Source organism: Streptomyces cirratus, assembly GCF_014650775.1.
Taxonomy (GTDB): Bacteria; Actinomycetota; Actinomycetes; order Streptomycetales; family Streptomycetaceae; genus Streptomyces; species Streptomyces cirratus.
In genome coordinates, this window is the sequence record NZ_BMVP01000001.1 from 723,690 (window position 1) to 745,771 (window position 22,082).

Consider the following 22,082-nt stretch of genomic DNA (forward strand, 5'->3'; position numbering starts at 1 on the left):
CCTTGCCTGCCTGATCCTTGCGCCCTCAATCTACGGGGTGGCCGGACGGGGCCGCGCGGCGGTTTCAGAGCGTGGACCGGCTCCGGGCGGGCTCCTGCGCAGCCGCGCGGACCGCGCCGGGGACGAGGATCTTGCGGGAGAGCAGGAAGGTGAACGGGATCGCCACGACGGCCGCGACCAGCGGCGCGATCCGGGTGTCCATTCCGGCCCAGGTGACGAGGGCGTAGAGCCCGGCCGACTGGATCACGTAGTTGGTGACGTTGGTGAGCGGGAAGAGCGCGAACTTCTTCCAGGTCGGCCGGGTGCGGTAGGTGAAGTAGGTGTTCATGAAGAACGAGCCGACCATCGAGAGCAGGAAGGCCAGGGTGTAGGCGGCGAAGTACGGCATCCACGGGTGCAGGAGCAGGTAGATGCCGAAGAAGGTGCAGGTGTTCACCCCGCCCACGAGGCCGAAGCGCAGGATCTGCCCGAACTGCTCGCGCCGGCTGCTGCGGCCGCTGCCGCTGCTGTCGCGGCCGCCGCCGCTGCTGTCGCCGTTGCCGGGGGTGTCGTCGGCCGTCATCCTCGGCTGCGCTCCACGATCGCGGCCTCGGTGGCGTCGGCGTCCGCGGCTCGGGCGGTACCGTCGCGCCCCGCGCCGTGCGCCTCCTTGACCAGGAAGTGGGGCCTGCGCTTGGTCTCGTAGTAGATGCGGCCGATGTACTCGCCGATCAGCCCCAGCATGATCATCTGTACGCCGCCGAGGCCCGTGATGAGCGCGACGAGGGTGACGTACCCGGGGGACTCGACGCCGTGGGTGATCGCCATCACCGTGATCCACAACGCGTAGAGCCCGGTGAGGCCGACGAGGGACACGCCGAGCCAGATGCCGATCCGCAGCGGCCGGTTGTTGAAGGAGATCAGCCCGTCCATGGCGTAGTTCAGCAGCGAGCCGAACTTCCACTTCGTCTCGCCGGCCTCGCGCTGCGCGTTGCGGTAGTCGAAGTGGACGGTGTCGAAGCCGATCCAGGAGAAGAGCCCCTTGGAGAAGCGGTTGTACTCCGGCAGCGACAGCAGGGCGTCGACGGCCTGGCGGGAGAGCAGCCGGAAGTCGCCGACACCGTCGGTGAGCTCGACGTCGACCCAGCGGTTGACGCCGCGGTAGTAGAGCCGGCTGAGCGCGGAGCGGACCTTCTTGTCCCCCTCGCGGGTGCGCCGAGCGATGATCTGGTCGTGCCCCTGGCGGTGGTAGTCGAGCATGGTGGCGATCAGCTCGGGCGGGTGCTGGAGGTCGGCGTCCATGATCACCACGGCGTCGCCGGTCGCCTCGCGCAGGCCGGCGAGCATGCCGGCCTCCTTGCCGAAGTTCCGGCTGAACGAGACGTAGCGGGTCTGCTCGCCGTGCTCCGCGGCGATCTTGCGGAGCTTCTCCAGGGTGCCGTCACGGCTCCCGTCGTCGACGTAACAAACCTCATAGGTGACGGGCAGTGCGTCCAGGACCCTGCGGATCTCGGCGTCGAAGCTGTCGATGACGGCTTCTTCGTTGTAGCAAGGGACAACTACCGACAGCTTGGTCATGAACACTTCCTGCTGGGTCCGAACGGGTGATTGTCGGCGACCGGACCCGCCACACACCACTTCCTCAGAAGTATGCACGGCTGGGTCGGCCTGCCGGAGTCTCGCGTGACACACGGTAGCTTTGACGGGCGGGGGGTCCCCTCGGACGGAGTCCGGGGGCGGATTGGAACAAAGGGATCGAGGTGCACGTGCCTGACGTCTCCGTGGTCGTCATCGTCTATAACGACGCAGAGCGTCTGTCGACAGCCGTCCAGTCGGTTTTGGACCAGACCCTGCACGGGGTCGAAGTCGTGATCGTGGACGACTGCAGCAAGGACCGGTCCTACGCGGTCGCCCAGGAACTGGAGGCCGCGCACCCGGGCAGGGTCCGCGCCTTCCGCCTGCCGGAGAACAGCGGCGGTTGCGGCGCGCCCCGCAACCACGGCATCCAGCAGGCCACCGGCACCTACGTCATGTTCCTGGACAGCGACGACGTGCTGGAACGCAACGCCTGCCGCAACATGCTGGCCGCGGCCGAGCGGACCGGCTCCGACCTCGTCTCGGGCATGTGCGTGCGCGTGCACCTGGACAACCGGTGGGGCAAGACCACCGAGTGGTACCCCTGGATCTACTCCCGCACCCGCACGCTGGAGTCGATCACCGAGTACCCGGACCTGCTGGTGTACGACACCCTCTCCACGAACAAGTGCTACCGGCGCGCGTTCCTGCTGGAGCAGGGCCTGGAGTTCCCGGTCGGCATCCACTACGAGGACCTGCTGTTCTCCGCGCAGGCGTACGTCGCCGCGCGCCGCATCACGCTGATCCCCAACCACGTCTACTTCTGGAACGTGGTGGAGAAGGCGGCCTCGAAGTCGATCAGCAACCGGCGGCACGAGATCGCGAACTTCGTCCACCGGATGGAGATCCACCGCCGCGTCGACGAGCTGCTGGCCGCCAAGGGCCACACCGACATCAAGACCGCCAAGGACGCCAAGTTCCTCAAGCACGACCTGGTGCTGCACCTGCGCGACCTGCCCCTGCTGGGCGACGCGTACCGCCAGGAGTTCGCCCGCCTGGCCAACGGCTACCTGGCCGGCATCGACCCGGCGGCGTACGACAGCGTCACCCACCTCCAAGCCATCTGCGCCTACCTGCTCGGCAAGGAGGACTGGGACAACCTGCTCCCGGCCGCCGACGCGATGACCAACAAGGGCCGCCTCACGTCCCCGCTGGCCGAGCGCGACGGCCGCGTCTACTGGTGTGGCCGGCACCTAGACGACGCCGAGGGCCGTCGGATACTGGACGTCACCGAGCAGGGCTTCCACACCGCCCCGCTCCGCTCGCTGTCCCTGGGCAACCGCCTCACCTCGTACGAGGACGACGGGCGCGGCACCGTCACGCTGTCCGGCGCCGTCGTCAACCCGCTCGGCCGCATCGCGGAGGGGCAGGACCTCAAGGCCACCCTGGAATTCCGGGCACGGCGACAGATCGGGGTGCGCTCGTTCAGCTTCCCCGCGACAACCGTGCGCCACGCCGGTGACACGATCGAGTGGACCGCGACCGCCGACGTCGCGAGCACCGTCCGCCCGCTCGGCATCATCGACGCCGTCTGGGACGTCCGGCTCAAGTTGACGGCCGGCGGCGACCGGATCACCACCCGCGTCTCGGTCGGCGGGGTCGACCTGGAGTCGGCGGCCCGGCTGCGCGTGCGGCCCCGGCTGACCCGGCTGGTCTCCGACCGGTTCGAGCCGGAGGTGACCAAGAAGGGCAACCTCTCCTACGTCCTGACCGCCGAGGGCGCCGCCGCCCAGCGCACGAGGACCCTGATCGACAGCGCGATGCACGGCAAGGCCGCGGGCGTGGTCAAACGCGGTCTGCGCAAGGCGCTGCGGGCCCGCCGCAACATCGGCTCGGGCGAGCAGAAGGTGAAGGTCTACCACGAGGTCTTCTCGAAGCTGCCGCTCAAGAAGGGCACCGTCGTCTTCGAGAGCCACATGGGCAAGCAGTACAGCGACAGCCCGAAGGCGATCTACGAGGAGATGGTGCGCCAGGGCGTGCCGTTCGAGGCGATCTGGTCGTACGCGGGCGCCAAGCCCACCGGCTTCCCCAAGGAGGCCACCTTGGTCCGCCGCTGGAGCTGGCCGTACCTGCGGGCGCTGGCACAGGCCGAGTTCTGGGTCGACAACCAGGGCTTCCCCCTGGCGCTGACCAAGCGCGCGGGCACCACGTACATCCAGACGTGGCACGGCTCCGCCCTCAAGCGGATGGGCTTCCACGAACCCCGCACCAAGGCCCAGGGCAAGGCCGGACAGGACCGCTTCCAGGCGGCCGTGGACCGCTTCGACCACTTCCTGATCCGCTCCGAGCACGACGCCCGGACCCTCGCCAAGGGCTTCCGGCTGCGCGACGAGGTGCTGGTGCGCAGCGGCTACCCGCGCAACGACGCCCTGGTCGAGGCGCACCGCGCCGAGGTGCAGAGCGGGGAGCGGGTGCGCGGGCCGCTCGCCGCCGAGCTGGGCATCGACCCGGACAAGCGGGTGCTGCTGTACGCGCCGACCTTCCGGGCGGCCGCCGACGGCGCGGTGGAGAACTTCACCTTCCCCTTCGACGTGGAGGAGTTCGCGGACCGGCTGGGTGAGCGTTTCGTCCTGCTGGTGCGGACGCACTACCTCAACAGCGTCTCGCTGCCGCCGTCGGTCGCGGGCCGGGTGATCGACGTCTCCCGGCACCACGACATCACCCCGCTGCTGGCGCTCGCGGACGGCCTGATCACCGACTATTCGTCGGTGATGTTCGACTACGCGGTGCTGGACCGGCCGATGCTGTTCTTCGCCTACGACTACGAGGCGTACGCGACGGACATCCGCGGCACCTACTTCGACCTCAAGGAGAAGGCGCCGGGGCCGGTCGTGGCCACCGCCGACGAGCTGATGCAGGCCGTCTCCGCCTTCGACGAGGCCGACGCCAAGTACGCGGAGGCGCGCCAGCGCTTCCTCACCGAGTTCGGCGAGTACGACCGCGGGGACGCCGCCCGCCGGATCGTCGAGAAGTTCTTCACCAGGAGCGGCAAGTGAGCCAGCAGACCGCCGCCGGACCGGCCGACGCGTCCGCGCCGGACGGCCGTGACATCTTCCTCGTGTCCAACAGCGTGGACGAGCTCGGCGGTGTGACCACCTGGTCGCACCAGATGGCCCGGCTGTTCACCGACCGCGGCCACCGGGTGCACCTCATCGGCATCGCGCCGGTCGAGGAGGAGCTGCGGCAGAAGTTCCCCGAGAACCTGCCGTACGAGACGACGACCCTGTACCCGAGCCGTCCGCCGTCCGCGCGCCGCCTGACCGGCCTCAAGGGCCGGCTCAACGCCCCCGAGCGGCGGCGTCAGGCGGCCCGCCGCGCGGGGATGCGGGCCAAGGCCGAGACGCTGAACACCCTGTTCCGCGCCGCCCGCCCGGGCGCCGTGGTCATCGTCACGCAGGTGTGGGCGATGGAGTGGGTCGCGCTCGCCGACACCAAGGGGCTCACCGTCATCGGCATGAGCCACGAGTCCTACGAGGCGAGTCAGAAGTCCTCCCGCGGCGAGCGGGTACGCCGCTTCTTCCAGGACGTCGACCGGCTGCTGGTGCTGACGCCCGAGGACGCGGACCTCTGGATCCGGGCGGGCGTGCAGAACGTCGACAGCATGCCGAACCCGCTGCCGTTCATGCCGGACTCCCCCGCGGCGCGCACCGAGAAGGTCGTGGCCAGCGTGGGCCGCCTCGCGTTCGAGAAGGGCATGGACCTGCTGCTCGACGCCTGGGCGGACGCCGCGCCGCGCCACCCCGACTGGGTCCTGCGGATCTACGGGGCGGGCGTGGAGGAGCCGAAGCTGCGGGCGCACGCCGCCGAACTCGGGATCGAGGAGTCCGTGCGGTGGATGGGCAGCACCGACGACGTGCTGGGTGCGCTGCGCGGGGCTTCGGTCTTCGCGCAGGCCTCGCGGGCCGAGGGGTTCCCCATCACGCTGCTGGAGGCGATGGCCGCGGGCCTGCCGGTGGCCGCCTTCGACTGCGCGCCGGGCGTGCGGGAGATCGTGCGGCACGGTGAGGACGGGCTGCTGGCCCGGCTCGGCAACACGATGGAGCTGGCGGGGCACCTGGACGTGCTGATGGCCGACGGCGGTCTGCGCGACCGGCTGGGCGACACCGCGTTCCGCGATGTCCGCCGGTACTCCAGCGCCGAAATCACCGATCGCTGGGAGGAGCTGTTCTCCTTCCTGGAGCGCTGACCGGCCTCTGACGCGTACGAAGCCGCCCGCCCCGGACCTGGTCCGGGGCGGGCGGCTTCGTACGGAACGGCTAGCGTCCGGCGGGGTCGAGGGCACCCTTGCGGTTGGCTTCCCAGCCCGCCCAGGCGGAGGTGATCATCTCGCGGACGTCGTGCTTGGCCTTCCAGCCCAGCTCCGCGGCGATCTTGTCCGCCGAGGCGACGACCTTCGCCGGGTCGCCGGGGCGGCGGGGGGTGACCACGGGAGCGAGGTCGTGCCCGGTGTGGGCGTTCATCAGCTCGACCATCTCGCGCACGGAGACGCCTTCGCCGCGCCCGATGTTGACGGTGAGGTCCTGGTACTGGCCCTGCGCGCCCCACTCGGCGAGCTTGCGGGCGGCCACCACGTGGGCGTCCGCCAGGTCCTCGACGTGGATGTAGTCGCGGATGCAGGTGCCGTCCGGGGTCGGGTAGTCGTCGCCGAAGATCCGCGCGCCCTCACCGGCGGTGTAGCGCTCGAAGACCATCGGGACGAGGTTGAAGACGCCGGTGTCGGCGAGCTCGGGCGTCGCTGCGCCCGCCACGTTGAAGTAGCGCAGGCAGGCCGTGGAGATGCCGTGGGCCTTGCCGGCGGCGCGGACCAGCCACTCGCCGGCCAGCTTGGTCTCGCCGTACGGGCTCAGCGGCAGGCAGGGGGTGTCCTCGGTGACCAGGTCGACGTCGGGCATCCCGTAGACGGAGGCGGAGGAGGAGAAGAGGAAGTTGCGGATGCCGGCGGCGGCGACGGCCTGGAGCAGGACCGTCAGGCCCTGCACGTTCTCGTTGTAGTAGTACAGCGGCTTCTCGACGGACTCGCCGACCTGCTTCTTGCCCGCGAGGTGCACCACGCCGGTGATCTTGTGCTGCGCGATGGTCTCGTCGAGGGTCAGCCGGTCCAGGACCGAGCCGATCACCAGCGGCACGCCCTCCGGCACACGGCTCTCGTCGCCCGTGGAAAGGTCGTCGATGACGACGACCTTCTCGCCCGCGAGCAGCATCGCGCGGACGACGTGGGCGCCGATGTACCCGGCGCCGCCGGTGATCAGAAATGTCATGCCTAGTCTCCCGAGTCCTGTCTGTCCTGTGGATCCTGTGGGTCTTGCCGCGCCGGCCGGTTCCGGTTCCGTGCCGACCGCCTCCGGTCCCTGCCGACCACGCCTCGTTGCCGTGCCGGTCAGTCCGACCGCACCGCGGCCTTGGCCTTCACCCTGGCCGTGGCCCTGCCGAGCCGGTTGCGCACGAAGCTCAGCGCACCCGCCGCGCCCGGCGCGAGCCGGACCGCCAGCGAACCGCCGCCCGTGCGGTACGGCTGCGCCAGCAGAACACCGTACCGGCTGCTGAGGAGCACGCGTCGGCGGAGCAGGCCGTCGAGGGGGCGCGGAGAGGTGATCAGGGAGCTACCGTCGGCACACTCCACGCCGATCTGCACGCCCCAGGCCTGCATCCCGCGCCGGCCCTGACGCCGTCCGGCCTCCGCGATCGTGGTGAGGCGGAACGGCACGTCGCAGACCCAGCCGTCGCCGTCCTCGGCCGGGCGCAGCTCCACCGGCTCTCCCCGTACGGGTTCCCCGCCCGAACGCGGCAGGAACACCGGCCGGGCGGTGCGCGGCCCGGCGGCGGCGAGGCGCCCGTACAGGTCGTGCACCCGCAGGCGCAGCCCCGCGACACCCGCCGCCCGGGCGTCGATAGTGACGGGCAGCCCGTCCGTCGGCAGTTCCGCCAGGCCGTCCAGCTCCACGGGCAGTTCCTCGCTCCACACCGGCAGCCCGGCGGCGGAGGTCGCGTAGGGCGGCTCCAGGCGCGGGGGTTCGGCGGCGAAGCGGGCGAGTCGCGCGAGGTCGGCGGGCGGGGTCGCGGTGGCCCGCAGCACCCGTACGATCCAGCGCGCGTGCGCCCCCGCGGCCTCGATGTCGGAGTCGGCGAAGCCGGCCAGGTACTCCCGCGTCAGGGTCCACCAGGCGGCCTGGTACTCGGGGTCCCGGCCGATCTCGCGCAGGTACATGCGCAGGTCGTACTCCAGGAACTTGACCTGGCAGGCGTGCCCCAGTTCCGGCGAGGACTCGGTGAGGATCCGGGACGCGGTGCGGTGGGCCTCGATGCGCGAAGCCCAGTTGCCGACGTCCTTGCGGTCGAGGGAGATCGACACCCGCGCGGCGTCGCGGCGCACGTGCCAGACGTAGACGAGGTCGCCGATCACCGCGATGCGCGGCTCCGCGGCGAGCACGCGGGCGGTGAAGACGAAGTCCTCGTAGCGGAAGCGGCCGTCGGGGAAGCGGATGGCGTGCTCGTCCAGGAAAGCGCGCTCGTAGAGCTTGTTGACGCAGAGGGTGTCGCGGACCAGCCCGGTCCGCTCCGCGGGCCGCTCGATCACGTCACCCGGGGTGTACAGGTTCGCCGCCCACGGCACGTCCTGGTGCTGCGGCAGCTCGCGCCGTACGCACGCGCCGACGGTGACCGGCGTCTTGTGTTCCCTCGCGGCGCTCACCAGGGCGTCGGCCGCCCCGGGCGGCAGGACGTCGTCGCTGTCGAGGAACAGGACGTACGGGGCGGTCGCAGCCGCGATCCCGTCGTTGCGCGGGGTCCCGCAGCCGCCGCTGTTCTCGGCGCGGTGCAGGACCTTGACCCGGGGGTGCAGGGCTGCCAGCTCGTCCAGCACGCTCGCGGTGCCGTCGGAGGAGGCGTCGTCGACGGCGAGGACCTCGGCGACCACCGGGCCCTGGGCGAGAGCCGAGGTAACGGCCTCGCCCACGAGCCCGGCGTCGTTGTACGCGATCACCACGACGGAAACGGTGGCGGCATTGGTGCTGGTCACCCAGTGGATCCTAGGCGACACGGGTAAAGGCCACCTCAACAGGACCGGTCAGCCACCGTCAGAAGGGACGGAATTCGTCGTACTCCTGCTGCGCGGAGTCGCCGCGCTTGGCGTCCCGCTCCTTGCGGCGCTGCGTGGCCGGGCGCGGGGCCTCCATGCGGTGGTCCTCACCACGGCGGCCCAGCATCTCGGCGCCGGCCATCATGGTCGGCTCCCAGTCGAAGACGACGGCGTTCTCGTCGGATCCGATGGCCACGCCGTCACCGGCGCGGGCACCGGCCTTCTTGAGGGCGTCCTCCACACCGAGGCGGTTGAGCCGGTCGGCGAGGTAGCCGACGGCCTCGTCGTTGTTGAAGTCGGTCTGGCGGACCCAGCGTTCGGGCTTCTCGCCGCGCACGTTGTAGACGTCCTCGACCTCGTCGTAGGTGACGGTGAAGCCGGCGTCGTCCACGGCCTTCGGGCGGATGACGATGCGGGTCGCCTCCTCCTTCGGCTTGCGGGCACGCGCCTTCGCGATGACCTCGGCGAGGAAGTAGGAGAGCTCCTTGAGACCCGTACGGGCGACCGCGGAGACCTCGAAGACCTTGTAGCCGCGCGCCTCCAGGTCCGGGCGGACCATGTCCGCGAGCTCCTGGCCGTCCGGGATGTCGACCTTGTTGAGGACGACGAGCCGCGGGCGCTTCTCCAGGCCGCCGCCGTAGAGCTTGAGCTCTTCCTCGATGACGTCGAGGTCCGCGATCGGGTCGCGGTCGGACTCCAGGGTGGCGGTGTCCAGTACGTGCACCAGCACCGAGCAGCGCTCGACGTGGCGCAGGAACTCCAGGCCCAGGCCCTTGCCCTGGCTGGCGCCCGGGATCAGGCCCGGGACGTCGGCGATCGTGTAGACGGTCGAGCCGGCCGTGACGACGCCCAGGTTCGGGACGAGGGTGGTGAAGGGGTAGTCGGCGATCTTCGGCTTGGCGGAGGAGAGCACCGAGATCAGCGAGGACTTGCCGGCGCTGGGGAAGCCGACCAGCGCCACGTCGGCGACGGTCTTGAGCTCCAGGACGATGTCGCCGGTGGTGCCGGGGACGCCGAGCAGCGCGAAGCCGGGCGCCTTGCGGCGCGCGGAGGACAGCGCGGCGTTGCCGAGGCCGCCGCGACCGCCCTCGGCGGCGACGTACGTGGTGCCCTGGCCGACGAGGTCGGCGAGGACGTTGCCCTCCTTGTCGAGGACGACGGTGCCGTCCGGCACGGGCAGGACCAGGTCCTGGCCGTCCTTGCCGGAGCGGTTGCCGCCCTCGCCGGGCTTGCCGTTGGTGGCCTTGCGGTGGGGGCTGTGGTGGTAGTCGAGCAGGGTCGTGATCGCCTGCTCCACGACGAGGATGACGTCGCCGCCACGGCCGCCGTTGCCGCCGTCGGGGCCGCCGAGGGGCTTGAACTTCTCCCGGTGAACGGAGGCGCAGCCGTGGCCCCCGTTACCCGCGGCGACGTGCAGCTCGACGCGGTCCACGAAGGTGGTCATGGGTGTTCCTCCAGATACATACGGGAAATGTCCCGGGCAGTCCGTATTGCTACCACTGCCCATTAAACGTGGTCTATATGACCAACGCGCCGAGGGCGGACCTCTCTTCCCGGCTCGCGCCGGGAAGAGCTGAGATCCGCCCTCGGGAAGTTACGTACGCCTGTTCAGCAGAGCTGAGATCAGGCGGCCGGAACGATGTTGACGACCTTGCGGCCACGGTGCGTGCCGAACTCGACCGAACCGGCCTGCAGCGCGAACAGCGTGTCGTCGCCACCACGACCGACACCCGAGCCCGGGTGGAAGTGGGTGCCGCGCTGGCGGACGAGGATCTCGCCGGCGGAAACGACCTGACCGCCGAAGCGCTTCACGCCGAGCCGCTGGGCATTGGAGTCGCGCCCGTTCCGGGTGGACGATGCGCCCTTCTTGTGTGCCATGTCTCAGTCCCTCTTACTTCGCAGCCGTGGGGATACCGGTGACCTTGATCGCCGTGTACTGCTGGCGGTGACCCTGGCGACGGCGGTAGCCGGTCTTGTTCTTGTAGCGCAGGATGTCGATCTTGGCGCCCTTGTGGTGGTCCACGATCTCGGCCTGGACCTTGATCCCGGCCAGCACCCACGGGTCGCTGGTCACGGCGTCGCCGTCGACAACGAGCAGGGTCGAGAGCTCGACCGTGTCGCCAACCTTGGCAGTGGAAATCTTGTCAACCTCAACGATGTCACCAACAGCAACCTTGTGCTGGCGACCACCGCTGCGCACGATGGCGTACACGCGGATCTCTCTCTCACTCGGGACGGATGCTCCTGAAGCCAGCCGCTCACATGGGCCGGGGCCCACGGTGATCCGGAATGGACGAGCGGCCTCTCCTGCGGGCGGTGCCCGGCCGGAGGAAGGTGCTCAGGAGCGCGACGCGCACTAGACGTGGAAATCATCTAGGACATGCCGACGGTCTAGGTTACGGGGCAGGTTCCGGGGGGTCAAACCGGCCCCGCAAGGCCTCGGGCCCCGCCGAGCGGCGGGGCCCGAGGCCGTACGACGGATCAGGCTTCGGTGGGAGCCGAGACCGACGGGGGCGTCTGCTGCTCGGCCGCCGCCGTCTTCTTCGTCGCCCGCTTGGCCGGGGCCTTCTTGGCCGCCGTGGTGCCCGTGGCGGCCTTCTTGGCGGTCGTCTTCTTCGCGGCCGCGGTCTTGGTGGCCGCCGCCTTCTTGGCCGGGGCCTTCTTCGCCGCCGCCTTCTTGGCCGCGGTGGCCGTCGTCGCCTTCTTCGCGGCCGTCTTGCGGACGGCCTTCTTGACGACCGGAGCGGCTTCCTCGGCCGGCTCCGCCTCCACCGGCGCCTCGGCCGGGGCCTGCGGCTCCGCCGACGGCGTCTCCACGACCAGCACGGCCGCCTCGGCCGCGCCCGCCGGGGAACCGGCCGGGGCGGTGGCCTTGCGGGTCGCACGGCGGCGCGGACGGGCCGGAGCGGCCTCGGCCACGGGCTCCGCCGGTGCCTCGGCGACGACCGGCTCGGGCTCGGGCTCGACGACCGGTTCGGCCACCGGCGCGGGCGCCGCCTCGACCACGGCCTCGACCACGACCTCCGGCTCGGCCGAAGCCGCCGGGGCGCCCGCCGGAGCGGTGGCCTTACGGGTCGCACGGCGACGCGTACGGCCCTTCGGGGCCTCCTCCACCGGCGCGGCCACGACCGTGTCGGAGGCCTCCACGGCCTCTTCGACGACCTCGGCAGCCGGCTCCAGGACGGTGTCGGCCGGCTCCAGCGCCGGCTCCTCCTCGATGACCGGGGTCACCGGGGCGGCCACCTCGGCCGGGGCCTGCGCCGGGACGGCTGCCGTACCCCGCGGGGCGCCCGCCGGAGCGGTCGCCTTACGGGTGGCACGGCGACGGTTGCGCCGACCGCTGATACCCGCGGCGGCCTCCGCCTCGGCCGGGCTGCTGTACAGCTCTTCGCCCGCGACGAACTCCGGCTCGGGCAGCGCGCGGGGAGCCGCGACCTCGGCCGCGACCTCCGCCTCCGTCTCGGCCTCGTACTCGTCGGCGTCGACCGACAGGGCCGTGCCGACGGACTCGACCTCGTGGTCGTGCTCGTGACCACGGCCACCGCGGCGCTTGGCACGCTTGCCGTTGCCGCCGCCGCCCGCCGCGGTCGGGATGTCCATGTGCACGATCACGCCGCGGCCGTTGCAGTGGACGCAGGTCTCGGAGAAGGACTCCAGCAGACCCTGGCCGACCCGCTTGCGGGTCATCTGCACCAGACCCAGCGAGGTGACCTCCGCCACCTGGTGCTTGGTCCGGTCACGGCCCAGGCACTCCAGCATGCGGCGCAGCACCAGGTCCCGGTTCGACTCCAGCACCATGTCGATGAAGTCGATGACGACGATGCCGCCCAGGTCGCGCAGCCGCAGCTGGCGCACGATCTCCTCGGCCGCCTCCAGGTTGTTCCTGGTGACGGTCTCCTCCAGGTTTCCGCCCTGACCGGTGAACTTGCCGGTGTTGACGTCGATGACGATCATCGCCTCGGTCTTGTCGATCACGAGGGAGCCGCCCGAGGGCAGCCACACCTTGCGGTCGAGCGCCTTGGCGAGCTGCTCGTCGATCCGGTACGTCGCGAAGACGTCCACCTCGGAGGTCCAGCGCGAGAGCCGGTCCGCGAGGTCCGGCGCCACGTGGGACACGTAGCCGTGGATGGTCTCCCACGCCTGGTCACCGCTGACGATGACCTTCGAGAAGTCCTCGTTGAAGATGTCGCGCACAACACGGACGGTCATGTCCGGCTCGCCGTACAGCAGGCTCGGCGAAGACGTCGTGATCTGCTTCGACTTCTTCTGGATGTCCTCCCACTGGGCCTGCAGACGCTCGACGTCACGGCGCAGTTCGTCCTCGCTCGCGCCCTCGGCGGCGGTGCGCACGATGACGCCGGCGTCCTCGGGGACGATCTTCTTGAGGATGGTCTTGAGGCGTGCGCGCTCGGTGTCGGGCAGCTTGCGGCTGATGCCGGTCATCGAGCCCTCGGGCACGTAGACCAGGTAGCGGCCGGGCAGCGAGACCTGGCTGGTCAGGCGGGCGCCCTTGTGGCCGATCGGGTCCTTGGTGACCTGCACCAGGACCGACTGGCCCGACTTGAGGGCGGACTCGATGCGGCGCGGGCCGTTGGCCATGCCCAGCGCCTCGAAGTTGACCTCACCGGCGTACAGGACGGCGTTGCGGCCCTTGCCGATGTCGATGAAGGCGGCCTCCATCGACGGCAGCACGTTCTGGACCTTGCCCAGGTAGACGTTGCCGACGTACGAGGTGGCCTCTTCCTTGTTGACGTAGTGCTCGACGAGCACGTTGTCCTCGAGGACGCCGATCTGGGTGCGCTCGCCGGCCTGGCGGACGACCATCACGCGCTCGACGGCCTCACGGCGGGCCAGGAACTCGGCCTCGGTGATGATCGGGACGCGGCGGCGGCCCTGCTCGCGGCCCTCGCGGCGGCGCTGCTTCTTCGCCTCCAGACGGGTCGAGCCCTTGATGGACTGCACCTCGTCGGACGGCTCGGCCTTCTCGCGGGCCGGACGGGGCTCGCGGACCTTGACGACGGTACGGACCCCGTCGTCCTCGGACGCCTCGACGTCCGTACCGCTGTCACCGCTGCGACGGCGACGACGACGGCGGCGACGGCTGGAGCTGGAGCCGAGGGCGCCGCTCTCCTCGTCGTCCTCCTCGGCGGGCTCCTCGTCCTCTTCCGCCTCCTGCTCGGCGGCCTCGGTCTCGGCCTCGTCCTCGGCGGACTCGTCCAGGTCGGCGGCCTCACCGCGGCGACGGCGACGGCCACCACGACGGCGGCGACGCGACGGACGCTCGCCGTCGCCCTCCTCGTCGTCGAGGTCGGCGGTCTCGGCCTCCGCCTCGGGCTCCTCGGCCTCGTGCATCTCCACGTCGGCCAGCGAGACGGGGGCCGACTCGGCGGCCGGAGCCGTCTCGACGGCGCCACGGCCACGGCGGCGGCGACGGCCGGCCGGCTGCGCGGCGGGTGCAGCGGCTTCGACCTCGGCCTCGGGCTCCTCCTCGGCCTCCTCGGCTTCCTCGGCCCGGGAGGCGGCGGCAGCGGCCGCGGCGGCCATGGCGGCGGTCTCCGGGGTCTGGAACATCGGCTCGGCGAACACCGGGGCCTGGAATACGGCCACGGCGGGACGTGCGGCGCGGCGGCCGCCACGCGAGGGGGCCGGGGCGGCGGGCGCCTCGGTCTCGGCGGCGGGAGCGGCGGCCGCGGGCTGGGCGGGCGCGGCCGGGGCAGCCGGGGCGGCGGAGCGGGTGGCGCGGCGGCGCCCGCCGCGCTTCGGGGAGTCGACGGCGTCGGCGACGGTGACGGTGGCCTTGGCGGCGACCGGCTCCGGGGCGGCGGGCGCGGGGGCTGCGGCGGCCTCGGCGGCCGGGGCCTCCGGGGCGGTCACGGCGCGGGTCGCACGGCGACGGGCACGCGGGGCCGGGGCGGCGGGCTCCTCCACGGCGGGCACGGCTTCCTCGGCGGCCGGGGCCTCCGGGGCCGTCACGGCGCGGGTCGCACGGCGACGGGCACGCGGGGCCGGGGCGGCGGGCTCCTCCACGGCGGGCACGGCTTCCTCGGCGGCCGGGGCCTCGGGGGCCGTCACGGCGCGGGTCGCACGGCGACGGGCACGCGGCGCGGGAGCAGCGGCGGTCTCCTCCACGGCGGGAACGCCCTCGGCGGCGGCAGCGGGGGCGGCGGCGGCGGCCGGAGCCTCGACCACCACCTCGGCCACGGTGTCGGCGGCCGGAGCGGCCACGGCGCGGGTCGCGCGGCGGCGGGCACGGGCCGGGGCGGCGGCCGGAGCGGCCTCCTCGGCGGGAGCCGCGGCAGGCGCGGCGGCCGGGGCGGTCTCGGCGGCAGCGGCACCGGGCGGCCCGGCGGGCCGGGACGCGGCACGACGACGCCTGCGCGGCGGCAGGCTGTCGCTCGGGGTTCCGCTGTCGGCCTGGCCGGCGGCCGAGGGGTTGGTGTTCTCGGTTTCGTTCTCGAGCATGCGGGCGGTTCTCCCGTCACGCTCCCGGGCGCCGCGGCTGACATCCGGTCCGGCACGGCTCCGCGCGTTGGGCGTGGAGCCGGCCTCCGGGGCGCGTTCGCCACACGGGAGCTCAGTTCGTGGCCGCCGGTTCCGTACACGTTGTCGGTACGGCCTGGCGGAAGTCTTCAGGTCTGTGCGCTGCCCGACCCGGTTGGCTCCCGGGTGCCAGGGCGGCGCGACGACGACGATCCTTACGCGGCGGGACCTTCCGGCGCCTTCGCGTCGGCTGCTACGGCGGCCGTGGGTGGGGCGGCCGTGACAGCCTCGCGGTCGGGCGCGAGCGGGTCGGTCACCGTGCCGGACTCCTCGTCGAAGAGCCCCTGCGCCAGCCTGGTCACCGCTGCGGGGACCGGCGGCGCCAGGTCGGCCACAGCTTGGAGACCGGACAGGACGTCGTCGGGTCGCACGGCAGGTGTCAGATGCCGAACAACCAGCCGCAGTATCGCACAGGCATTGTCCAGTGGCCTATCAACCGGAGCGGGATGCGCTTCGAGGCTGACCACCGCACTTCGGGTGTCGAAGGTCCGGATGCCGTTCTTGGTGCGGCGCTGGACCTCGACGGTCTCGGCGTCGAGGAAGGCGGTCACGGCCCGCTCGGCGTCCGCGAGGTCGACGCCGTCCAGGCGCAGCTCCCACACGGAGGCCGTGAGCCGTTCGGCCAGCCCGGAGGTCCGGGCCTCGACGGCGTCGACGATGTCGAGCCCGACCGGCATCGACTCGTCGAGCAGCTCGCGGAGCATCGCGGGGTCGCGGGGCTCGGCGAGGGCGATCTCCAGGTACTCGGCTTCACTGCCGGTGCCGGTGGGCGCGGCGTTCGCGTACGAGACCCGGGGGTGGGGGGTGAAGCCGGCCGAGTACGCCATGGGCACCTCGGAGCGGCGCAGAGCCCGCTCGAAGGCACGCTGGAAGTCCCGGTGGCTGGTGAACCGGAGGCGGCCGCGCTTGGTGTAGCGCAGTCGGATGCGCTGCACCACCGGTGCGGGGGGCGGGCCTTCGGGCTGTCGCTTGCCCAGTGGTTCTTCTCCTTGTGCGGGGCTCCGCGGCTCGCGCGTCGCCCTGAGGTCTGGTGGGCCGGCGGGCCACTCTCCGCCCGGCGGCTCACCCCTGCGGCGCGCGCAGGGGGGTCTCGCGGGCGGGCGTGTCACCCACGGCTGTCGTACTACCCAGAGTACGCGCCCGTGACCTCCCCGGTTCCCGGCCGGGGCCCCCGAACAGCACCTTCCGCACGTCGGCCCGGACCTCGCGGACGGTGGCGCGGACGGTGCGCCACACCTCTCGTACGACATGTCCGACCGGTGTCAGCACATGCCGGTACACCCGCGACAGGGGCCATCCCACGAGCACCCACCCGATCAGCCGGAACGCCCGCCACACCGTCCGTACGCCCAGGCCGGCGACGCGCCACGCCCAGACGAGCGCCCGGCCGAGCGGCGTGAGCACGTACCGGTACGCCCCGAGCGCGACGGGTCGCAGCAGGTACCGCCACAGCACCGTTCCGGTCCACGCGCACGCGTGTCCGACGGGAGTGAGCACGTACCGGTAGAGGACCCCGCCCAGCCACAGCAGGCCCCGGCCGGTCCGGGAGAGCGCCCTCCCCAGCGGACGGAGCAGGTGCTCGTACAGCAACCGGCCGCCCGGAGCGAGCAGATGGCGGTACACCGGCTCCACCAGGAACCGCCACAACCCGGCCCAGGGCCAGACGAACACCAGCTTGAGCAGCACGGTCAGCGCCCACGCGATGCCGCGCAGCACCGGCCGGAGGACGTACACGAAAAGGGGCCCCAGCACATGACGCCGCACGCCCCGCCCGAAGGCGACGAGCAGATCCCACACCACCCGTACGGGCAGTACGACGATCAGCGCCACGATCTTGACGGGCACCCGGACGACCCCCACCAGGCAACCGTCACCGGGCTCCGCGTGCTGTCGCTTGTCGAGTTCCATACCTGTAAGGACACACGAAACCCTCCGCCCGTTGCGGCGAAGGGGCCCAATGAACGTGCCCCCCACCGGATCCGGTGGGGGGCACGTCCAAGAGCGCGAACTCAGGTCACTTCACGACCGACAGCGGCAGCAGCTTCTTGCCCGTCGGGCCGATTTGGATCTGCGTGTCCATCTGAGGACACACGCCGCAGTCGAAGCAGGGGGTCCAGCGGCAGTCGTCGACCTCGGTTTCGTCGAGGGCGTCCTGCCAGTCCTCCCAGAGCCAGTCCTTGTCGAGGCCCGAGTCGAGGTGGTCCCAGGGAAGGACCTCTTCGTACGTGCGCTCGCGGGTGGTGTACCAGGCCACGTCCACGCCGTAGGCGGGCAGGGTCTTCTCCGCCGCCTGCATCCAGCGGTCGTAGGAGAAGTGCTCGCGCCAGCCGTCGAAGCGGCCGCCGGACTCGTAGACCGCGCGGATGACGTCGCCGATCCGGCGGTCGCCGCGCGAGAGGAGGCCTTCCACGATGCCGGGCTTGCCGTCGTGGTAGCGGAAGCCGATGGAGCGGCCGTACTTCTTGTCGCCGCGGATCTTGTCGCGCAGCTTCGTCAGGCGGGCGTCCGTCTCTTCCGCGGACAGCTGCGGGGCCCACTGGAAGGGGGTGTGCGGCTTCGGGACGAAGCCGCCGATCGACACCGTGCAGCGGATGTCGTTCTGGCCGGAGACCTCGCGGCCCTTGGCGATGACGTTGACCGCCATGTCGCCGATCTGCAGGACGTCCTCGTCGGTCTCCGTCGGCAGGCCGCACATGAAGTACAGCTTCACCTGGCGCCAGCCGTTGCCGTACGCGGTGGCGACGGTGCGGATGAGGTCCTCTTCCGAGACCATCTTGTTGATGACCTTGCGCATCCGCTCGGATCCGCCCTCGGGGGCGAAGGTCAGGCCGGAGCGGCGGCCGTTGCGGGTCAGCTCGTTGGCCAGGTCCACGTTGAACGCGTCCACGCGGGTCGACGGGAGGGACAGGCCCACCTTGTCGTCCGAGTAGCGGTCCGCGAGGCCCTTGGCGATGTCCGCGATCTCGGTGTGGTCCGCGGAGGACAGCGACAGGAGGCCGACCTCCTCGAAGCCGGTGGCCTTGAGGCCCTTCTCGACCATTTCGCCGATGCCGGTGATGCTTCGCTCCCGCACGGGGCGCGTGATCATGCCGGCCTGGCAGAAACGGCAGCCGCGGGTGCAGCCGCGGAAGATCTCGACGGACATCCGCTCGTGGACGGTCTCGGCGAGCGGGACCAGCGGCTGCTTGGGGTACGGCCACTCGTCGAGGTCCATGACGGTGTGCTTGGAGACCCGGTACGGGACGCCCGACCGGTTCGGGGCGACGCGTGCGATGCGGCCGTCCGGCAGGTAGTCGACGTCGTAGAAGCCGGGGACGTAGACCTGGCCGGTTTTGGCCAGGCGCAGGAGGACTTCCTCGCGGCCGCCCGGGCGGCCCTCGGCCTTCCAGGTCCGGATGATCTCGGTCATGTCGAGAACGGCCTGCTCGCCGTCGCCGATGATGGCGCAGTCGATGAACTCCGCGATCGGCTCGGGGTTGAAGGCCGCGTGGCCGCCGGCGAGCACGATGGGGTGGTCGACCGTACGGTTGCGGGCTTCCAGCGGGATGCCCGCGAGGTCCAGCGCCGTCAGCATGTTGGTGTAGCCGAGCTCGGTGGAGAAGGAGAGCCCGAAGACGTCGAAGGCACCGACGGGGCGGTGGGAGTCGACGGTGAACTGCGGGACCTCGTGCTCGCGCATCAGCTCTTCGAGGTCCGGCCACACGCTGTAGGTGCGCTCGGCGAGCACGCCCTCCCGCTCGTTCAGCACCTCGTAGAGGATCATGACGCCCTGGTTGGGCAGACCGACCTCGTACGCGTCCGGATACATCAGCGCCCAGCGGACGTCGCACTCGTCCCACGCCTTGACGGTGGAGTTGAGCTCACCACCGACGTACTGGATGGGCTTCTGCACATGCGGGAGCAGCGCTTCGAGCTGTGGGAAGACCGACTCGGACATCACGCGACTTTCGTGAAGCGGGCAGGGGGGCGACTCTCAAGCGTACCGCGCGGCCCGGCCGCCCCCCGCCGCGATGATCACCGCTCCACGATCATCGCTCCACGGTCACCGCTCCCGTCACCGGCCGCGGGCGAAGGCGGCGCCCCGGCGGGCCGTCTTGGCCCACACCTTCGGCAGCTTCCGTTCGTACCGCTCGGCGAGGGCTTCCTCACGGCCGTACAGCAGGCCCCAGGTGAAGGCGGACTCCCCCGCCCCGGCGGCCTGGACGGCGAGGCCCCGCAGGGCGTCGCGGGCGACGACGCCGTCCTGGTGGTCGCCGAGCAGGGTCTGCACCTTCTTGGTGGCCTTGGCGAGGCGCTCGGCGCGCTTGCCGAGCGCGGGGGCGGCGGCTTCCGCCGCGTAACGGGCGCGTTTGGCCGCCTTGCGGGCTTCGTGCAGGGCGAGGTCGCGCTTGTGGCCGGCGTCCCGGGCGAGGGCCCGCTCCACCCTGCGGGCAAGCCGGTCGTGGTCGCGCCGTACCGCCTTGGCCAGGACTTTCGCGGCGGGGCGGCCCGCGGCCTTGCGCAGGGGCGGATCGGCGAGCAGGGCGTCGAGGGAGTCGAGGAGGGTCAGGTAGCGCTCGCTGTCGAGGGCGGAGAGGGCGCGCAGGCGCGATTCGGTGCGGCGGACGGTGTCCCATATGCGCAGGCGGGCGCGGACGGGACCGAGCAGCAGGGTGACGTCGAGTTCGCCGAGCCGGGTGAGCAGCCGTTCCCGGAGCACTTCCTGGTCGCGGTCGACGCCGAGTTCGGCGGCGAGCCAGCGCAGCTCGGCGCGCAGCGGGTCGGTGGCCGTGCGGTCGAGGACGCTGCGGTAGGTGGCGAGGGCGCTGCGCATCCGGCGGGTGGCGACGCGCATCTGGTGGACGGCGTCGGGCAGGTCGCGGCGTACGGCGGGGTCCTTAGTGATCAGGGCCTCGCACTGCTCGCGCAGGTACGCGAGGACGCGCGCGCCGGCGGTGTCGTCGGCGGGGCCGGGTGCGGGGCGGGCCGGCGGGGTGGCGCCCGTCTCGGCGAGGGCCCGGGCGAGTTTGGAGGGGGCGTCGCTGACCTTAAGGCCGGCTTTGCGAAACACCTTCTCGACGGCGTCGAGGAGCGCCGGGTCGGTGCCGTCGGCGAGTTCGACCTCGACTTCGGTCCAGGCGGCGGTGGCCGGTCCGCGCTCGGCGGTGACCGTGTCGGTGCTCAGTTCGGCGAGCAGGGTCCCGTCGGCGTCGAGGAGGTGCGTGACCTTGCGCTTGGACAGCAGGCGGAGCTGGGGGGCGAGTTCGGCTTCGCGGGTGCGCGAGCGCAGGAGGGAGGCGAGGGGGCGGGGGACGGTGTCGTCGCCGAGCGGGGCCGCGATCTCGTCGCGGACGCCCGGGGAGACGGGGAGTTTGAGGTGCCAGCCTTCGTCGGCGCCGCCGGTGCGGCGGCGCAGGGTGAGGCCGTCGGCGGCGAGCCGCAGGTCAGGGGTGTCGTAGTAGACGGCGTCGAGTCGGGCGGTGCCCTGACGGCGCACGGCGGTGATCCCGGCCGTGCCCGTCAGGTCCGGCAGCCGCTTCGTCGCGGCCGAAGTGAACTCGAATTTGCGTTCGATCTCTCGTTTCGTGTCCGCCATGCTTCGAACGTAGCCCTGAACGGATCACAACGTGAACGGAAACGGAAGGTTATCCGCCGTTAGGTCGGATCAGGCTGATATCGGCCGCTGGACCCTGATCGACTGCAACAGCCCCACCGCCACCCACACGGCGAACATCGACGATCCTCCGTAGGAGACGAACGGCAGCGGCAGCCCCGCCACGGGCATGATGCCCAGCGTCATCCCGATGTTCTCGAAGGCCTGGAAGGCGAACCAGGCGATGATCCCGGCGCACACGATCGTCCCGTACAGCTCGGTCGTCTCCCGGGCGATCATGCAGGCGCGCCACAGCACCACGCCGAGCAGGACCAGTATCAGCCCGGCCCCGATGAAGCCCAGCTCCTCCCCCGCCACCGTGAAGACGAAGTCGGTCTGCTGCTCCGGCACGAACTGCCCGGTGGTCTGGGACCCCTTGAACAGCCCCGCGCCGCTCAGACCGCCGGAGCCGATCGCGATCCGCGCCTGGTTGGTGTTGTAGCCGACGCCCGCCGGGTCGAGTTCGGGGTTGGCGAAGGCCGCGAAACGGTTGATCTGGTACTCGTCCAGGATGCCGAGCTGCCAGACGAGGACGGCCCCGGCCGCGCCCGCGCCCATCAGTCCCAGCACCCAGCGGTTGGAGGCGCCGGAGGCGAGCAGCACACCGAGCACGATGACGACCATGACCATGACGGAGCCGAGGTCGGGCATCAGCATGACGATGCCCATCGGGGCGGCGGCCAGGCACAGGGCCTTCACGACCGTGCGGTGGTCGGGATGGTCGAGGTCACCCGCGTCCACCCGGGTCGCCAGCAGCATCGCCATGCCCAGGATGATCGTGATCTTCACGAACTCGGAGGGCTGGAGGGAGAAGCCGCCGCCGATCACGATCCAGGCGTGCGCGCCGTTGATGGTCGCGCCGAGCGGGGTGAGGACGGCGAGGACGAGGACGAGCGAGAGCCCGTACAGGATCGGCACCGCACCCCGCAGGGTGCGGTGGCCGAGCCACACGGTCCCGATCATCAGCACCAGGCCGATCCCGGTGTTCAGGGCGTGCCGCTCCAGGAAGTAGTACGGGTCGCCCTGGTTCAGGTTGGTCCGGTTGCGGGTCGCCGACCACACGAGCAGCGAGCCGATGAAGGACAGCGCGATCGCGGAGAGCAGTATCGGCCAGTCGAGCCGGCGCAGCACCGAGTCGCGCGCGGTGAGCCTGGCCATCGCCCCGCGCTGCTCGGGCGCGTAGCGGGAGACGGAGAACTTGTTGGCGGTCTGCATCGGGTC

15 protein-coding genes are annotated in these 22,082 nt (G+C 71.5%); 2 read left to right on the forward strand and 13 right to left on the reverse strand.

What is annotated here, in order from left to right:
- Positions 1-64: 64 nt before the first annotated feature.
- Both IE207_RS03330 and IE207_RS03335 read right to left on the reverse strand, forming a co-directional pair.
- Positions 65-562, reverse strand: a complete 498-nt coding sequence (locus IE207_RS03330; protein ID WP_229873278.1) for a GtrA family protein — start codon at positions 560-562, stop codon at positions 65-67.
- The gene (locus IE207_RS03335) at positions 559-1,557 is read right to left on the reverse strand and encodes a glycosyltransferase family 2 protein (RefSeq protein ID WP_229873280.1); all 999 of its coding nucleotides are present in this window, start codon (positions 1,555-1,557) and stop codon (positions 559-561) included. The genes IE207_RS03330 and IE207_RS03335 overlap by 4 nt, the downstream gene beginning before the upstream one ends.
- Before the next feature lie 182 nt (positions 1,558-1,739).
- Here IE207_RS03335 and IE207_RS03340 point away from each other — a divergent pair, with 182 nt between their 5' ends.
- Both IE207_RS03340 and IE207_RS03345 read left to right on the forward strand, forming a co-directional pair.
- Positions 1,740-4,610: a bifunctional glycosyltransferase/CDP-glycerol:glycerophosphate glycerophosphotransferase gene (locus IE207_RS03340; protein ID WP_190182447.1), complete on the forward strand. Its 2,871-nt coding sequence runs from the start codon at positions 1,740-1,742 to the stop codon at positions 4,608-4,610.
- Complete coding sequence (locus IE207_RS03345; RefSeq protein WP_190182448.1) at positions 4,607-5,800, forward strand: glycosyltransferase; 1,194 nt, start codon at positions 4,607-4,609, stop codon at positions 5,798-5,800. The genes IE207_RS03340 and IE207_RS03345 overlap by 4 nt, the downstream gene beginning before the upstream one ends.
- A 70-nt stretch (positions 5,801-5,870) precedes the next feature.
- Here the strand turns inward: IE207_RS03345 and galE are convergent, their stop codons facing one another.
- The 11 genes from galE to rodA all read right to left on the reverse strand — a co-directional run bounded on the left by galE (position 5,871) and on the right by rodA (position 22,076).
- Positions 5,871-6,872 carry a UDP-glucose 4-epimerase GalE gene (gene galE, locus IE207_RS03350; RefSeq protein WP_190182449.1) on the reverse strand — a complete coding sequence of 334 codons (1,002 nt, stop codon included), beginning with the start codon at positions 6,870-6,872 and terminating at the stop codon, positions 5,871-5,873.
- A 119-nt stretch (positions 6,873-6,991) separates the two neighbouring features.
- Positions 6,992-8,629 (reverse strand): glycosyltransferase family 2 protein, encoded by a 1,638-nt coding sequence (locus tag IE207_RS03355; RefSeq protein WP_190182450.1) that lies wholly within the window; start codon positions 8,627-8,629, stop codon positions 6,992-6,994.
- A gap of 58 nt (positions 8,630-8,687) precedes the next feature.
- Positions 8,688-10,133: a GTPase ObgE gene (gene obgE / locus IE207_RS03360; RefSeq protein WP_190182451.1), complete on the reverse strand. Its 1,446-nt coding sequence runs from the start codon at positions 10,131-10,133 to the stop codon at positions 8,688-8,690.
- Positions 10,134-10,312: 179 nt separating this feature from the next.
- On the reverse strand, positions 10,313-10,567 hold the full coding sequence (gene rpmA / locus IE207_RS03365) for a 50S ribosomal protein L27 (RefSeq protein WP_030013081.1): 255 nt from the start codon (positions 10,565-10,567) through the stop codon (positions 10,313-10,315).
- 13 nt (positions 10,568-10,580) lie between these two features.
- Positions 10,581-10,901, reverse strand: a complete 321-nt coding sequence (rplU, locus tag IE207_RS03370) for a 50S ribosomal protein L21 (protein ID WP_030159347.1) — start codon at positions 10,899-10,901, stop codon at positions 10,581-10,583.
- Positions 10,902-11,170: 269 nt separating this feature from the next.
- Positions 11,171-15,151 (reverse strand): Rne/Rng family ribonuclease, encoded by a 3,981-nt coding sequence (locus IE207_RS03375; RefSeq protein ID WP_190182452.1) that lies wholly within the window; start codon positions 15,149-15,151, stop codon positions 11,171-11,173.
- Positions 15,152-15,384: 233 nt separating this feature from the next.
- Positions 15,385-16,164, reverse strand: coding sequence for a TIGR03936 family radical SAM-associated protein (locus tag IE207_RS03380; RefSeq protein WP_190182774.1), 780 nt, complete (start codon positions 16,162-16,164; stop codon positions 15,385-15,387).
- A 127-nt stretch (positions 16,165-16,291) separates the two neighbouring features.
- A complete protein-coding gene (locus IE207_RS03385) occupies positions 16,292-17,137 on the reverse strand; it encodes a hypothetical protein (RefSeq protein ID WP_190182453.1) in 846 nt (281 codons plus the stop codon).
- Positions 17,138-17,243: 106 nt separating this feature from the next.
- Positions 17,244-19,169: a TIGR03960 family B12-binding radical SAM protein gene (locus IE207_RS03390; RefSeq protein WP_190182454.1), complete on the reverse strand. Its 1,926-nt coding sequence runs from the start codon at positions 19,167-19,169 to the stop codon at positions 17,244-17,246.
- A 114-nt stretch (positions 19,170-19,283) separates the two neighbouring features.
- On the reverse strand, positions 19,284-20,804 hold the full coding sequence (locus tag IE207_RS03395; protein WP_190182455.1) for a CYTH and CHAD domain-containing protein: 1,521 nt from the start codon (positions 20,802-20,804) through the stop codon (positions 19,284-19,286).
- 69 nt (positions 20,805-20,873) lie between these two features.
- Complete coding sequence (gene rodA, locus IE207_RS03400; RefSeq protein ID WP_190182456.1) at positions 20,874-22,076, reverse strand: rod shape-determining protein RodA; 1,203 nt, start codon at positions 22,074-22,076, stop codon at positions 20,874-20,876.
- Positions 22,077-22,082 lie beyond the last annotated feature (6 nt).